Annotated in this window: 14 protein-coding genes and 2 tRNA genes (1 of these 16 running past the window's edge); 9 read left to right on the forward strand and 7 right to left on the reverse strand. The window is 32.5% G+C overall.

The genetic code is table 11. The features are described from left to right. Nucleotides 1-9 precede the first annotated feature (9 nt). The gene (locus PI23P_RS12125) at nt 10-291 is read right to left on the reverse strand and encodes a DUF493 family protein (RefSeq protein WP_004571173.1); all 282 of its coding nucleotides are present in this window, start codon (nt 289-291) and stop codon (nt 10-12) included. Nucleotides 292-388: 97 nt separating this feature from the next. Between PI23P_RS12125 and PI23P_RS12130 the strand changes: the two genes are divergently transcribed. The 5 genes from PI23P_RS12130 to PI23P_RS12150 all read left to right on the forward strand — a co-directional run bounded on the left by PI23P_RS12130 (nt 389) and on the right by PI23P_RS12150 (nt 4,873). Continuing rightward, nucleotides 389-928: an AAA family ATPase gene (locus tag PI23P_RS12130; protein WP_004571174.1), complete on the forward strand. Its 540-nt coding sequence runs from the start codon at nt 389-391 to the stop codon at nt 926-928. Beyond that, a complete protein-coding gene (locus PI23P_RS12135; protein WP_004571175.1) occupies nt 925-2,820 on the forward strand; it encodes a RecQ family ATP-dependent DNA helicase in 1,896 nt (631 codons plus the stop codon). The genes PI23P_RS12130 and PI23P_RS12135 overlap by 4 nt, the downstream gene beginning before the upstream one ends. A gap of 2 nt (nt 2,821-2,822) precedes the next feature. After that, a complete protein-coding gene (gene fmt, locus PI23P_RS12140) occupies nt 2,823-3,767 on the forward strand; it encodes a methionyl-tRNA formyltransferase (protein WP_202899947.1) in 945 nt (314 codons plus the stop codon). Nucleotides 3,768-3,957: 190 nt separating this feature from the next. Then, on the forward strand, nt 3,958-4,230 hold the full coding sequence (locus tag PI23P_RS12145; RefSeq protein WP_004571177.1) for an HU family DNA-binding protein: 273 nt from the start codon (nt 3,958-3,960) through the stop codon (nt 4,228-4,230). Between the two features lie 85 nt (nt 4,231-4,315). Beyond that, a complete protein-coding gene (locus PI23P_RS12150) occupies nt 4,316-4,873 on the forward strand; it encodes a YqgE/AlgH family protein (protein ID WP_004571178.1) in 558 nt (185 codons plus the stop codon). Here the strand turns inward: PI23P_RS12150 and PI23P_RS12155 are convergent. Continuing rightward, the gene (locus PI23P_RS12155; protein WP_004571179.1) at nt 4,870-5,703 is read right to left on the reverse strand and encodes an aminotransferase class IV; all 834 of its coding nucleotides are present in this window, start codon (nt 5,701-5,703) and stop codon (nt 4,870-4,872) included. The two genes, PI23P_RS12150 and PI23P_RS12155, sit on opposite strands and share 4 nt — an antisense overlap. Nucleotides 5,704-5,803: 100 nt before the next feature. Then, complete coding sequence (locus PI23P_RS12160; RefSeq protein WP_004571181.1) at nt 5,804-6,187, reverse strand: START-like domain-containing protein; 384 nt, start codon at nt 6,185-6,187, stop codon at nt 5,804-5,806. Nucleotides 6,188-6,298: 111 nt separating this feature from the next. On the opposite strand from PI23P_RS12160, the gene PI23P_RS12165 reads away from it, so the two are divergent. Next, a tRNA-Met gene (locus PI23P_RS12165) sits at nt 6,299-6,372 on the forward strand. A gap of 1,550 nt (nt 6,373-7,922) precedes the next feature. Continuing rightward, nucleotides 7,923-7,995: transfer RNA gene (locus PI23P_RS12170), tRNA-Gly, on the forward strand. 115 nt (nt 7,996-8,110) lie between these two features. Here the strand turns inward: PI23P_RS12170 and PI23P_RS12175 are convergent. Continuing rightward, the gene (locus PI23P_RS12175) at nt 8,111-8,767 is read right to left on the reverse strand and encodes a rhomboid family intramembrane serine protease (RefSeq protein ID WP_004571182.1); all 657 of its coding nucleotides are present in this window, start codon (nt 8,765-8,767) and stop codon (nt 8,111-8,113) included. 84 nt (nt 8,768-8,851) lie between these two features. Between PI23P_RS12175 and PI23P_RS12180 the strand changes: the two genes are divergently transcribed. Continuing rightward, entirely contained in the window at nt 8,852-9,742 is an 891-nt protein-coding gene (locus PI23P_RS12180; protein ID WP_004571183.1) for a lysophospholipid acyltransferase family protein, read from the forward strand. Between the two features lie 24 nt (nt 9,743-9,766). Here the strand turns inward: PI23P_RS12180 and PI23P_RS12185 are convergent, their stop codons facing one another. The 3 genes from PI23P_RS12185 to rpsA form a co-directional block, all read right to left on the reverse strand. After that, nucleotides 9,767-10,609 (reverse strand): hypothetical protein, encoded by an 843-nt coding sequence (locus PI23P_RS12185; RefSeq protein WP_437438062.1) that lies wholly within the window; start codon nt 10,607-10,609, stop codon nt 9,767-9,769. A gap of 20 nt (nt 10,610-10,629) precedes the next feature. Continuing rightward, the gene (gene glmM, locus PI23P_RS12190; RefSeq protein WP_004571185.1) at nt 10,630-12,018 is read right to left on the reverse strand and encodes a phosphoglucosamine mutase; all 1,389 of its coding nucleotides are present in this window, start codon (nt 12,016-12,018) and stop codon (nt 10,630-10,632) included. A gap of 490 nt (nt 12,019-12,508) precedes the next feature. After that, nucleotides 12,509-14,332 (reverse strand): 30S ribosomal protein S1, encoded by a 1,824-nt coding sequence (gene rpsA / locus PI23P_RS12200; protein WP_004571188.1) that lies wholly within the window; start codon nt 14,330-14,332, stop codon nt 12,509-12,511. Nucleotides 14,333-14,740: 408 nt separating this feature from the next. On the opposite strand from rpsA, the gene PI23P_RS12205 reads away from it, so the two are divergent. Continuing rightward, nucleotides 14,741-14,895, forward strand: the 5' end (the start) of a protein-coding gene (locus PI23P_RS12205) for a 7-carboxy-7-deazaguanine synthase QueE (RefSeq protein ID WP_004571189.1). 475 nt of this gene lie beyond the right edge of the window; only the first 155 of its 630 coding nucleotides appear in the window; it begins with the start codon at nt 14,741-14,743; its stop codon lies off the right edge, out of view.

The raw sequence follows: 14,895 nt of genomic DNA on the forward strand, positions 1-14,895 counted from the left end.
GGGTCTGTATTATAGTGATATAATTCCTTTTATAAAGGCTGCTTTCTTGTAATAAACAATTACTTCACTTGCGCTTTTTAAATTTACTAGTATTGACACGCTTACGTATTTACCTGTTTTTGACTTTTTGGTGGTAATTACAGCACCCAAATTATTAAAAATACGTTCTACTTCTAGTACTTGATTTTCAGTTGTTGGTACAATAAATTTATACAGATAGTCTGCAGGAAAATCTGTGGTGTCTTCTAACTGGATCTCTAGCTTATCGTAAAAATCGGCTTTATCACTCATAATAAATATTAAAATTTTTCTAAACTAAATCTGTAAATTAAGAGACAAAACTACATTAAAAATTAGTTTTATAGAGAGAATCAATTATTTTTGTAGCATGCAACAAAAAATTGTGCTTATTGGCGGACCTAGCTCTGGAAAAACAACAATTATAAATGCACTTTTAAAAAAGGGCTATGGTTGTATGACAGAAGTTTCGCGCGCCGTTATTGTAAAAGCAAAGGAAGAAGGAATCACGCAACTCTTTTTAACAGATCCGTTATTATTTAGCAACCTGCTTTTAGAAGGCAGAGAAAAGCAATATCAGGAGGCCGAAGCGCTAGAAAATAAAATTATTTTCTTTGATCGGGGTATTCCAGACATACATGCCTACTTAAACTTCGTGAAAACCGAATACCCGTCTTACTTTATTGATAAAAGCAAGGCCTATAAATATACTAAAATTTTTCATTTTCCTCCATGGAAAGAAATTTATACAACCGATAGCGAACGCTATGAATCTTTTGAAGAATCTGAAGTAATTGATACTTATTTAACAAAAGCATACTTAGAACTCGGGTATACCTTAATTCAAGTTCCTTTTGGGTCGGTAATGGAACGCACAGCCTTTATTCTTAATGCGATTTCTCAAGAATGATAAATTCTCCTGAGAAAATATTAAAGGAATACTGGGGATTCAATGCGTTTAGAAACCCACAAAAAGAAATTATTACAAGTGTCTTAGAAAACACAGATACCATTGCCTTATTACCTACAGGAGGAGGAAAATCAATCTGCTTTCAGGTTCCTGCGTTACTAAAAGATGGCGTCTGTATCGTAATCTCTCCTTTGATCGCCTTAATGCAAGACCAAGTAAAAAATTTAAAAAAAAGAAATATAAAAGCGCTTACAATTCCTTCTGGAAGTAACCAAAATGAAATTATAACCTTATTTGACAACATTAAATTTGGAAAAGTTAAATTCTTATATATTTCTCCAGAACGCTTGCAAACTCCTTTAATTCAGCAAAAAATAAAAGAACTACAAGTAAACCTCGTTGCGATTGACGAGGCACATTGCATCTCTGAATGGGGACACGATTTTAGACCTTCCTACCGCTCAATTAAAATTTTAAAAGAGCTACTACCAACGGTGAACTTTATTGCTCTAACAGCCACAGCAAACAAAAGAGTGCTCGAAGATATTTCTACGAATCTAGCACTCTCAAACCATGCACTCTTTCAAAAATCTTTTTTTAAAGAGAATTTAGCCTATCAAATTTTCAAAATTGAAGATAAACTTTCGCGCTTAATTCAAATTTTCAACAAAACAAAAGTCCCTGCAATAATTTATGTGAATTCAAGAAAGAAGACTGTGGAGATTTCTAATTTTTTGCAAGCAAATAAGTTCAAAAGCACATGCTACCACGCAGGGTTATCTCCTTCTGAAAAACAAATAGCTTTTGAGGATTGGATGTCCGAAAAAAAACCAATTATTGTAGCTACCAATGCTTTTGGAATGGGAATTGACAAACCAAATGTCGGTTTGGTTATTCATTATAATCTCCCCGCAAGTATCGAAAACTACGTTCAAGAAACCGGCAGAGCTGGTAGAAATGAAAAAAAATCTTTTGGTGTTTTGTTTTTTAATGAAAATGACCTATTTCTACAAAAAAAACAAGCAGAAAATTCTATTCCAACAATTTCCGAAATTAAAGAGGTACACAGGAAACTATATCAATACTTTCGAATTGCAAATGGCGAGCTTTTAGAAGAGATGTTCTTTTTTAATTTTTCTGAGTTTTGCGAAAAATATAATTTTCAGCAATTAAAAACGGACGTTATCCTTAAATTATTAGCTAATTATGGTGTTGTAGTGTTAGAAAATAGCTTTCATAAAAAAGCCACTTTAATGGTTACCGGAAGTCACTTCGCCATCTTACACTTTTCAAAAAGCAATAGCTCCCTAAAATACTTTGTAAATATACTTTTAAGAACCTATGGAGGACTCTTTGAAAATGAAATAAAGATAGATGAATTTTTAATTGCAAAAAAAGCAGGCATCACTTCTTCTCAAGTTGTGACAAATTTAAAAATATTAGAAAAACAAAACCTCGTAGCGTACACCCAAGTGACCAGCGATCTTTCTTTGCGTTTTTTAGTTCCCAGAGAAGATGACAAAACGATTAACCGATTCTCTAAAGAAATAAAACAGTTCTTATTTTTAAAAAAAGAAAAAACGACAAAGTTTATAAACTTCTTAACCAACAACACCCGCTGCAGAAGTGAACAATTGCTTTCATATTTCGATGAGAAAACGACAAAAAAATGCGGAATTTGTGATGTTTGTATATCCCAGAAAAATAAGACAAAAGAAAATATTACAGCACAAATACAGGCACTTTTAAAAAAGAATCAGCCATTATCATCCCTAGAAATAAGTAGCCTTCTAAATATTTTTGAAAAAGTTATCTTAATACATTTACAGGGATTGTTAGCAACAGATCAAATTATCATCAACAATCAAAATAAATTCCAAATTAAAGAATAACTATGAGAAATTTGCGTATTATTTTCATGGGCACCCCTGATTTTGCTGTGGCCATTTTAAAACATCTAATTACAAATAATTATAAAATCGTTGGTGTCATTACAGCTCCAGACAAAGCTGCTGGAAGGGGAAGAAAACTCAATGAATCTGCCGTAAAAAAATATGCGGTTTCTCAAAACCTTCCCATACTGCAACCTCAAAACTTAAAAAATGAAGATTTCTTAAAAGAACTAAAAATATTAAATGCAAACCTACAAATAGTAGTTGCCTTTAGAATGCTTCCTGAGGTTGTTTGGAAAATGCCAGCACTTGGAACCTTTAACTTACACGCTTCTCTGTTACCAGCGTATAGAGGAGCAGCTCCCATACATTGGTCCATAATTAATGGAGAAACGAAAACAGGCGTTACCACATTCTTTATTGACGATAAAATTGATACTGGAGAAATAATTCTACAAGAAGAGATGGGAATTTTAAAGACGGAAACGGTAGGAACGCTCCATGATAAACTAATGCAGATAGGAGCTACTTTGGTCTCTAACACCATAGATCTTATTGGCACAGGGAACTTAAAAACAATCAAACAACCAGATTTAGAAGAAAAGTCTGCTCCTAAGTTAAATTCTGAAAACACAAACATCAATTGGAATGACTCTTTGGATGCCATTTATAATAAGATTCGTGGACTGAATCCGTTTCCAGCAGCCTGGTGCACGCTCATAAATAATGAAGAGCGCATTTTAGTTAAAATTTATGAGGTCAAAAAAGAAGAGGAGTACCATAACTTTGCGAATGGCAAAATACTTGCGACTAAAAAAGAATTAAAAATAGCCGTTCCTGAAGGATTCATAATTATTGAAGAAATAAAACTTTCTGGAAAGAAAAAAATGGATGCTAAAAGTCTTTTAAATGGTTATACTTTTTCATCCGAGGCAAAGATGTCCTAAACCCGCTATTCATGGGGTTTTTAAGGTTTTTTACTTTTACGTACTTAGCTTATTAACAATTGACATACTTTTATTAACAAAAGAGGCCTTTTTTAACACCCTTACTTGCGTGGCAGTACAATCCTGCTATATTTGTTAAGCTATTAAGCGAATAATATAATATTTAATTAATTTTTAAAACTAGTTTACTATGAACAAATCAGATTTAATCGATGCAATGGCTGCAGATGCAGGAATTTCAAAAGTAGCAGCGAAAGCAGCTCTCGAGTCTTTTACAACCCACATAACTTCTTCTTTACAGAAAAAGGAAAAAGTAGCATTAGTTGGTTTTGGAACTTTTTCTGTTTCTGAAAGAGCTGCAAGAAGTGGTAGAAATCCTCAAACAGGAGCTACAATTCAAATTTCTGCTAAAAATGTAGCAAAATTTAAAGCTGGAGCTGGATTAAGTGACGCTGTCAACTAATATTTTCTGTTTCAAGTATAATAAAAGCTCTCTTTAAAGAGAGTTTTTTTTTATATGAAATTTTTCTTATCTTCAAAAAAAACCAATGCTCAAAATACCTCCTAAAAAAGGAAGATTATTAGTTGCCGAACCATCTATTTTAAACGACACCTCCTTTAATAAAGCCATTGTATTATTGACAGAGCATACCGCAAACAATTCTGTTGGGTTTATTTTGAACAAACCTTTAGCGTATAATTTAAATGACTTGTTACCCAATATTAAGTGTTCTTTTAAAATCTATCAAGGAGGACCTGTAGAACAGGATAATTTATACTTCCTTCACCGCGTTCCTCAATTGTTAAGTAAAAGCATTGCGGTTTCAAATGGTGTTTACTGGGGAGGCGATTTCAACCAACTTACAGAACTTTTGAACAACAGTGTCTTAGACACCTCTGAAATCCGATTTTTCTTAGGCTATTCCGGTTGGGACAAAGAGCAACTTGGGGCTGAGCTGAAGGAAAAATCTTGGTTTGTAACTGAGAATGATTTTGAAAATATACTTTCAAACGACGAAAAAAATCTTTGGAAAGAAAAACTACTGCAAAAAGGTGGAGCCTACAAAATTTGGGCAAATGCACCAGACGATTTTAATTTAAATTAAATTCCTGCGATCTGTAAAACCCTTAAGTTTGCCAGCAATTTGCTTCCTATTTGCGTATCAAAAGACTTTTTTTTATATTTCGTTACTACTTGTATCCCCATGATTGCATTAGTTATAAAAACTTCATCGGCCTTTTGGATTTCGAAAGGCGAAATAGCAGTCTCTTCAACGGTAAAATCCTTATTTTTTGTCAAGATCTCTATAACCTTGCCCCTAACGATCCCTTTAATACAGCCTTCAGTTAAAGCTGGAGTTTTAACAACCCCGTTTTTTACAATAAAAATATTACCATTTGCAACTTCCACAACCCCTTTGCGCTCATTTACTAAAACACAATTATCCAAATCATTTTCATCGGCGTAAATACTTGCTAATGTATTTAACATTCTATTGTTGGTTTTAATTGTAGAAAGTAAACCTGAATAATTATAAAAATCCTTGAATACATCTATTTCGTAACTTTCTTTTGTCTCATATTGGTAGCCTGTAGCTTCAATTAAATAATCAATTCCGTTTGTTTCTGGCGTATACAAACCTCCGTCCTTACGGAAAACATTTAAACGGACTCTAAACATGCCAGTCAGCTCTAAACTACGAACTGTTTTCATGATTTCCTGCTCTAAAAACTCCAATGTAAATTCCATCGGAATTTCCATGCGCAACATCCTCATGGAAGCCATTAATCTAAAATAATGGTCCTCCCAGAAAATAACTTTATTATGTACTACTTTAATTGTTTCAAAAATCCCATCTCCATATTTAAACCCTCTGTTTTCCGAAGTTAATTGAACCTGTTCTTTTTGTAATAATTTGCTATTAAAGTTAATCATTGCTTTCTTTTTTAAGAAGTGCAAAATTAGGGTATTTCCTTAGATTTGTAGCAAAAAAAACCAGCAATTATGCTGGTTTTTTTTACTACAAATCATATGTTTAGGCGCCAATAGTGTGCCTTAATTCCTCTATTTGATTTTCCCAAAGTTGTTTTGATTCCTCTACTTCGTCAGCGTCCTCGGCATAATCTGTAACAACCAATGTAACATCCTTTGTGAGTGCATCTAAATCGATTCTAATCTCGAAATAACTCTCATCATCTTCACTCTCTAACCATTTCCAACGAATTCTTTCTCCTGCCTTTTTTGTAATTAATTCTGCTAACTCCTCTTCTCCTTCCCAAACAAAACTATATATTTTACCTCTAGAATTTACTTTATCTGCGAACCATTCCTGTAAGTTTGAAGGTGTAGAAATATATTGGTACAGCATATTTGGGGATGCGTGAATAGGAACTTCCAATTCAAATTTTACTTTTTCCATTTAATTTTTTTAGTTATTCGGGCAATATAGGTAATAAATCAATGTAAAAAAAATTATAAACCCTGGTTGGTAATCTATAAAAAGTGGTTATATTTGCACCCGAAAACCAATGGCGAGGTAGCTCAGTTGGTTAGAGCGCAGGATTCATAACCCTGAGGTCACGGGTTCAAATCCCGTTCTCGCTACATAAACTAAAATAGTTAAATCAACGAATTGTGTATCACAGTTCGTTTTTTTGTGTTTTATTTTCTTAGTATAATAAAATCCTGCGCAAATTTGCACAATCCTAAAATATCCGGCAGCTATTTAAACAATTCTTTTTTCCTCTAAGAAAATTGTCATTAAAACGAAATACTTTAATTGAAACAACAAAACTACTGATGTTCTCAGAATTGATGTTCTAAAAGGTCTCTTAATATAAAGAAAAACTTGCAATAGAGCACAAGAATCAAAAAGAAGTCAAGCAGGCATAGCAATAAAAGAGAAACAAAGTATTTTGCTAAATCAAGAATTATGCCCAAAGCGTCTTTATAAATTATGCGTTTTTTGGGTGCAGATTACGAAATAAATTAAAAAAAAAGAACAGAAAAAAACACAGAAAGTAAAAAAAATCAAAAACCTGTCCGATAACAATAAAGGCAAAAATCACCTCTCTTTATTCAAAAAGCAAAAATGCTTTTAGTTCTCTTAGAATATTGAAAATTGTGTAATTTACTCCAAAAGATGAAATAAATTACGCAAATTAGATAACTGTTAATTTGGCTAAAAAATTAGATAAAATAAAAATTAAAATTGATGAAATTAAACTTGAAAATACTAGCCAAATACATCCTTTATTACCAAAGCGAATACAGTACAAAAAACAATCTCTTAAAAGATCATAACACCTGCATTCTTATAAAACAGAAGATTTTTAAAACCTGAAACGTTACGATTAAAACGGCCTTAACCTAATAAAACAGAAACTTAATCTTTACATAACGGAAGGTTTGAGAATTTAAAGATAGATGACAAACTTAACACTCTTTACCAGATGTTAGAAAATTCTGTAAATAAAATAGAGCGCAATGAAAAAACGATAAATGAAACTAGCAAAAGTTTACTCGCCTATAGTTCATGTTTACATAAATTTCTTCATAAAGTAGACAACCAATCAAAGAACTCTAAAGGATCAATTTAATGCCCTTCCCTTACTGCTGCCATTAAAAAGATAGTTGTTAATTCAATTACAAGCATAATAGATCCACTAAACTTATTAGCGTTTAAACGCTTTAAAAGACTAAGATAATACTCTATAGTCGTCTTAATTTATATCACACTTTCTATCGACATTTCAGAACAAAGAATAAGTTAATAATAATGTATAATTGTAATGAGAACGAACTTCTCTCGAAGAGGCAAACCGTGCATATAATTGTTTAACTCGCGAACAAATTTTTTGAATCCTCCAGCATTCTCAATCTTTATTATAAGCTGATTTTGTAATAATGAGAAATTTGTCAAAACTTTAGGGGTATTTAGTTTTTTTAACAATTGTTAAAACTTCTACAAAAGCAACATTTTTTAGGAGATAGTAACCACAAAACATATAAATATTTATAAAATTGAATATGAAAAGCCATTTTAGACCTGTTAACTATTTCATTATAAATGCTATTGTGAAAAATATTTATTTTTATGAGGCAAAGCCTTGTAGATGCTAAAAAACATTTTATATTTGCAATCGATTTACCACGCGAAAGTAGCTCAGTTGGTAGAGCGTCAGCCTTCCAAGCTGAATGTCGCCAGTTCGAACCTGGTCTTTCGCTCAAAAGACTTCATATTTGATATGAAGTCTTTTTTTTGCTCTTTACGTGTTGAACAATAGCTCATGAATAGCCAATATTTACTTCTCGATACTTTTAAATTTAAACAATTGGTCTTTTAGAGCGACTTTAACTTATCTCCAAAGATTAATAAAAGTATAATCGGAATTGATAATAAAATAACCATCATTTTATTTAAAGCAAACAAAGGAGGGTTCAGTAATAATGTAAACGCAAAACCCCCAATAGCTCCCCCTAAATGAGCAGAATGACCAATGTTTCCTATTTGCTTTTTCATACCATAAATTGAATACAATAAATACCCTAATCCAAAAACATATCCTGGGATTGGTATTGGAATAAAAAATAAGTAAAGACTCATGCCAGGATACAACAATATCGCCGCATATACGATGCCAGAAACAGCCCCAGATGCACCTACAGCACTATAATAAGGCTCATCTCTGTGATATTTTAGAGTATACAAATTGCCTGCCAACAAGCTAATAAAATAAATAATCAAAAAATTAAAAATTCCCATCATTCCAGATACAATATCTCCAAACAAATACAAAGCATACATGTTAAAACCCAAATGCATATAATCTACATGTAGAAAACCTGAGGTTAGTAATCTGATCTTTTCCCCCGATATAATGCGTCCTATTTGAAATTTATACTTTTCTAAGAAAGCTGAATCCTTTAAACCTTTCATCGAGACCAATACATTGGCTATAATAATTAATAACACTGCTTGATTTATATTTTCTCCCATTCAACAAAAATAATAAAAAGGGATTACTAAAATCTCTTTTCGTTTTAAATTTATGTGCGATCTTTGCAAAACCAAAATACATGTATGCAGTTTATTATCTTTGCAATTACCTACCCTATTATTTGGATACTGTCTAGACTTCCTATGCGTATCTTATATGCGATCTCTAATTTTTTTTACTTTTTAATTTACAGCGTTTTCAAATATCGAAAACAAGTAGTTCTCGACAACCTGATGTTAGTCTTTCCAAATAAAAAAGAAAAAGAACTTTTAGAAATTAGGGAAAAATTTTTCAAACACCTGATGGATTTGATGGTAGAAAGTGTAAAATCCTTTACTATTTCTGAAAAAGAAATTTTAAAAAGATATACGTATGTAAATCCTGAAGTTGTAAATAAGTATGCGAAAGAAGGCAAAAGTATTGCTTTGGTTGGTGCACATCAAGCGAATTGGGAATGGTCTGCAAGCTTACCTAAAGTTTTAGATATTGACATCTACGGAGCCTATACCAAATTAAGCAACAAATTTTACGATAAAGTGGTTCGGGAATCTAGAGAGAAATTTGGAGTTCGCGGTTATAAAACCTCAAATATGGTCCGAGAAATGCAAAAACGCTTTTCAAACAAAGAGCAAGGTGCATATATTTTGTTAAGTGATCAATCTCCACAACTTCACAAAACCTATTACTGGCGCACCTTTTTCGATATCAAAGTCCCCATTCATACAGGTGCAGAAATGCTCTCAAAAAAATTCGATTTAGTTGTAATTAATTATGTGACTAGAAAAGTGAAAAGAGGCTATTATGAAACCGAATTTCAAATAATTACAGATGCTCCAAAAGATTTTAAAGACTACCAAATTACAGATATCTATACAGAGCTTACAGAAAAGAATATTCTAAAACAACCTGAATTTTATTTGTGGTCACACAAGCGTTTCAAACACAAGGATAAAGTGCCCGCTGAATTTATTTAAACAGCTATTTTTAAATTAAAAGCACTAAAACAGCCTAAATTTTCCTCCTATCAAAATATTATTTTGGAAAAAGTAAAAACTTTGAGACGCTGAATCCAGCACACTTAAAGAGGTCTTAATAGATGGCATGTTAATATATCCCCCTTTTAAATCAGCTTGTATAAAAAAATGTTTAAAAAAAGCGACATTTAACCCAATACCTGCTGAAAGCCCAAAACCCGAAAGATGATAATTATCATGTCTCTCTTTACCCAATAGTGAAGTATCCGTTCTTGGATACAAAACGCCTGTTCCAAGACCTTCCGTCAAATTTATTTGTAAATTTTCTAAATCTAAACCAAACCAATGGTCAATATTATCAAAGCGTTTCACTTCTACATTTAAATAGTTTAAACCGTCTGTGTGTTCAAACCTCAGAAAGTCTGCTGCTAATTTTACTTCTTTACGCGTATAAGTGCCGTCATATTTAATATTACCAATATTAATCGTACCATCAATTGTTACGTTTTGATCTGCAATCATTACGTACTTCATGTGGTCTACACCGATAGAAACCGTATAATTTTCTTTAAAAAAATAGCCAATTCTATAATTAGTTTGAGGAATTGAAATATTAGAGGGTTTAAAATAATTACGAAAAGAAAACTTTGTCTGTCGATCTTGAGCTCTTACATTAGACAAAGTAAAATCGTAATCCTCTCCTTTAAAACGGATATCTGAATCGGAATAACTGGCCCAATTCCATCCCCAATAAGCGAAAAACTTTCCTTTATTTGTAACTTTATTCTTTTTAGAATTAGGAATATTTACTTGTCCCACTGAACAAGTAAAACTGAAAAAAAATGCTATTAAAATGATACTATTTATTTTCAAAATACTTTTAATTTTTAAATGATTGCTTTAATTTCATTGATAAAGCGCACCGCTAAATCATCTGCCCCTTGTTGTGATTTTGCTTCTGTATAAATTCTAATAATTGGCTCTGTATTCGATTTTCGTAAATGAATCCACTCATCTACAAAATCGATTTTTACACCATCAATAATACTGACGTTCTCATTCGCATATTTAGAGGCCATCATGTCTAAAATCTTGTCAACCTCTATTGCTGGGGTTAATTGAATTTTATTTTTACTCATAAAATAACTGGGATACGAATCTCTTAGTGTTTTACAAGATATCTTTTTATTTGCTAAATGCGATAAAAATAAAGCAACCCCAACCAACGAGTCACGTCCATAATGAGAAGCAGGATAAATAATTCCTCCGTTTCCTTCACCACCAATAACGGTATTCGTCTCTTTCATTTTAAGCACCACATTTACTTCACCAACGGCACTAGCTGTATAAGATCCACCATATTGCTCTGTTACATCTCTCAAAGCCCTTGAAGAAGATAAATTAGAAACAGTGTTTCCGCCACCTAATTTTCCCAAAACGTAATCTGCGCAAGCAACTAAGGTATACTCTTCACCAAACATAGAACCGTCTTCGGAAATCAATGCCAATCGATCTACGTCGGGATCTACAACAATTCCAAAGTCTGCTTTTTCTTTTACCACTAAATTAGAAATATCCGTTAAGTGTTCTTTTAAAGGCTCTGGATTGTGGGGAAATTGTCCGTTTGGAGTGCAGTACAATTCAACACAATCTACATTCAATTCTTTTAGCAAAGCGGGAATAAAAATTCCCCCAGTAGAATTAACACCATCTACCACCACTTTAAAGTTCGCCTGTTTAATAGCTGCTACATCTACTAATTCTAAATTTAAAACTGCCTGAATATGTTTTGCTAAATAAGAGTTGTCCTTTGTGTAGGAACCTAAATCGTCTACATCTGCAAATTCAAACGCTTCATCTTCTGCCAATTTCAGAATTTGTTCCCCTTCGCCTTCATTTAAGAATTCGCCTTTCTCGTTTAATAATTTTAACGCATTCCACTGTTTTGGATTATGAGAAGCGGTTAAAATAATCCCTCCATCTGCGTTTTCTAAGGGCACAGCAACTTCTACGGTTGGTGTTGTAGACAGACCTAAATCTACCACATCTATTCCCAAACCTACCAAGGTATTTGCAACTAAACTAGAAATCATTTTACCAGAAATACGGGCATCTCTGCCAATTATTACTTTTATTTTTTTCTTGTCAGAATTTCTTGTAATGATAAATGCACCGTAAGCAGCAGCAAATTTTACAGCGTCTATTGGTGTTAAATTATCTGCAGTTTTACCTCCGATAGTTCCTCGTATTCCAGATATTGATTTTATTAATGTCATCTTCTTTATTCTCTTTTTTTATTCACTTGGCAAATATAAATTATTCTAATTGGGTGCTAAACTAAAAGAGCAAAAAAAGCCCTTAGAAGATAATACTGCCTTTAAATACATAGAAAAAAAATGGGTTTTAAGTCTGAAAAAAAATCAATTAAACACTCTGTTGCATTTTAAGATTAAAATATATTCACAACAATAACTTCGTTAGAAATTGAAACTGAATTCTTTTTAATTGTCAGTTTAAGAACTTGCGTTCATATTAAAAATATGCAAAAAACAAACTTTAAAAGATACTGTGAAAAAAACATCCTTAACTATGGAACGCTCACCGTAATTGTAAGCAATACTTTTATTTCACAGCGATTAATAAATTTTACCGTTTCCACAAGAATACCCACGTGGACTCTATTATATTTGTTTAAAACAACAAAAAGCCGATGCAAATTGCATCGGCTTTTAGATATTATAAATAGCTACTTTTACTTCAAAGAAATTATTTTTTCTTTTTAGTTCCAGCTTCCATTTTCTCTTTAAGTGCTGCTAAACCACCGATGTCTCCAAGTGTAGTTTTTTCTGCATCTACAGATTTCTTAACCGCTGTCTTTATATTTCTCTTTTCTTCCTCTCTAAAAATAGAGGTATGAGAAACAACAACTCTTCTGTATTCTTTAGAAAATTCTAAGACAATAAATGCTATTGTGTTTCCTTTTTCTAATTTAGAACCATCTTCTTTTTCTAAGAATCTTGTCGGTGCAAAACCTTCAACACCATCAGCGAAAGAGACAACTGCTCCTTTATCATTCTTTTCTTTGATTGTACCTTCATGTGTAGAACCGATCGCATACGTAGCTTCATGAGCATCCCAAGGGTTATCTTGTGTTTGCTTGTGTCCTAAGTTTAACTTTCTATTCTCTACATCTAGTTCCAATACTTGTACTTCTAGCTTGTCTCCAACAGTTACAAAATCTGATGGATGCTTGATTTTCTTAGTCCAAGACAAATCGGAAATATATACCAAACCGTCAATACCTTCTTCTAATTCTACAAATACACCAAAGTTTGTGTAATTTCTCACGGTACCAGTATGCGTAGAACCTACAGGATATTTAGTTGTAATATCTGTCCAAGGATCTGGGTGTAATTGTTTGATACCTAAAGACATCTTACGATCGTCTCTATCTAAAGTTAAAACTTGCGCTTCTACTTTGTCACCAACTTTTACGAAATCTTGTGCTGAACGTAAGTGTGTAGACCAAGACATTTCAGAAACGTGAATTAACCCTTCTACTCCTTGCTCCACTTCTACGAATGCGCCATAATCTGCAATTACTACTACTTCTCCAGTTACTTTATCTCCCACTTTTAAAGTGTCGTTTAAAGCTTCCCAAGGATGCGCAGATAATTGTTTTAAACCTAATTGAATTCTAGACTTATTGTCGTCAAAGTCTAAAATTACAACGTTTAATTTTTGATCTAATTCTACCACCTCATTTGGATGATTGATTCGAGACCAAGATAAATCTGTAATGTGCACTAAACCATCTACACCACCTAAATCTACAAACACACCATAAGAAGTAATATTTTTAACAATACCTTCTAAGACTTGTCCTTTTTCTAATTGACCGATGATTTCTTTTTTCTGTAATTCAATATCTGCTTCGATCAATGCTTTGTGAGAGACAACAACGTTTTTAAATTCGTGGTTGATTTTCACAACTTTGAATTCCATTGTTTTCTCTACATACTGATCGTAATCTCTAATTGGCTTCACATCAATTTGAGATCCTGGTAAAAATGCTTCGATTCCGAAAACATCTACAATCATACCACCTCTGGTTCTACATTTAACAAAACCGTTAACTACTTCACCAGTTTCGTGAGCATTATTAACACGTTCCCATGCTTTGATTACTCTTGCTTTTTTATGCGATAATACTAACTGACCAGAAGAATCTTCCCTTTTGTCAACTAATACTTCAACCGTATCTCCTTCTTTTAAGCCTTGGTTGTAACGAAATTCGTTTAGAGAAATAACACCTTCAGATTTAGAATTGATATCGATGATTGCATCTCTATCCGTAATTCTAATTACAGTTCCTTCGATTACATCACGTTCATTTACGAACCCTACAGTTCCCTCTAATGCCTTTTCAAAGTGCTGCAATTTCTCTTCATCAACTGCTTCAATACCTTGTTCGTATTTGTGCCAGTTAAAATCAGCTAAAAATTGTTTTGGATCTACAGCTGGAATTGCTGTTTCTTGTACTTCAGTAGCAACTACTTGCTCTTCCGTGTTTTTTGTTTCTTCAGACATTTCTGAAAATAATTTTTGTATCCTATTGTCCTGCAGATTCTTAACAATTAAAACAATAAGAGATGTTTTTATGATTTTTTTTTACTTTCCTTTCCTCGAATCTGTTCTTGTAAAAAGGAATGCAAATTTACAAAAAATACTTGATTGTTAAGGTATTAGATTACATTATTTAATAAATTAAAAGATATTTAAAGTAGTTCATAGCAATTACTTCAAAATAAAAGGACATCTCCTCATATAACATAGAAAATAGCTTGTTTTTTATTAGCACTCATAACAGAAAAATATGATTTAAATCTTATAAGAAAAGAGAACTACACTACTTTTTTAAATCGACTTTCCTTTTCTTCTTGAGAGACAAAAAACTACCTTTGCATTTTTTAATACCAATTGGATGATTTAGTGAAGATGGATACAAAAACACAAGATTTAGTCAACAAAGGAATAATGCTTCCGTTAATGGAAGAATTCTATACCATACAAGGAGAAGGGTGTCATACGGGAACTGCCGCCTATTTTATAAGAGTTGGTGGATGTGACGTGGGATGCCATTGGTGCGATGT

Source organism: Polaribacter irgensii 23-P (genome assembly GCF_000153225.1).
Taxonomy (GTDB): domain Bacteria; phylum Bacteroidota; class Bacteroidia; order Flavobacteriales; family Flavobacteriaceae; genus Polaribacter; species Polaribacter irgensii.

Coding starts and splice junctions, on each gene's coding strand:
- PI23P_RS12125 (WP_004571173.1), bottom strand. CDS start 291: ATGAGTGATAAAGCCGATTTTTACGATAAGCTAGAGATCCAGTTAGAA.
- PI23P_RS12130 (WP_004571174.1), top strand. CDS start 389: ATGCAACAAAAAATTGTGCTTATTGGCGGACCTAGCTCTGGAAAAACA.
- PI23P_RS12135 (WP_004571175.1), top strand. CDS start 925: ATGATAAATTCTCCTGAGAAAATATTAAAGGAATACTGGGGATTCAAT.
- fmt (WP_202899947.1), top strand. CDS start 2,823: ATGAGAAATTTGCGTATTATTTTCATGGGCACCCCTGATTTTGCTGTG.
- PI23P_RS12145 (WP_004571177.1), top strand. CDS start 3,958: ATGAACAAATCAGATTTAATCGATGCAATGGCTGCAGATGCAGGAATT.
- PI23P_RS12150 (WP_004571178.1), top strand. CDS start 4,316: ATGCTCAAAATACCTCCTAAAAAAGGAAGATTATTAGTTGCCGAACCA.
- PI23P_RS12155 (WP_004571179.1), bottom strand. CDS start 5,703: ATGATTAACTTTAATAGCAAATTATTACAAAAAGAACAGGTTCAATTA.
- PI23P_RS12160 (WP_004571181.1), bottom strand. CDS start 6,187: ATGGAAAAAGTAAAATTTGAATTGGAAGTTCCTATTCACGCATCCCCA.
- PI23P_RS12175 (WP_004571182.1), bottom strand. CDS start 8,767: ATGGGAGAAAATATAAATCAAGCAGTGTTATTAATTATTATAGCCAAT.
- PI23P_RS12180 (WP_004571183.1), top strand. CDS start 8,852: ATGCAGTTTATTATCTTTGCAATTACCTACCCTATTATTTGGATACTG.
- glmM (WP_004571185.1), bottom strand. CDS start 12,018: ATGACATTAATAAAATCAATATCTGGAATACGAGGAACTATCGGAGGT.
- rpsA (WP_004571188.1), bottom strand. CDS start 14,332: ATGTCTGAAGAAACAAAAAACACGGAAGAGCAAGTAGTTGCTACTGAA.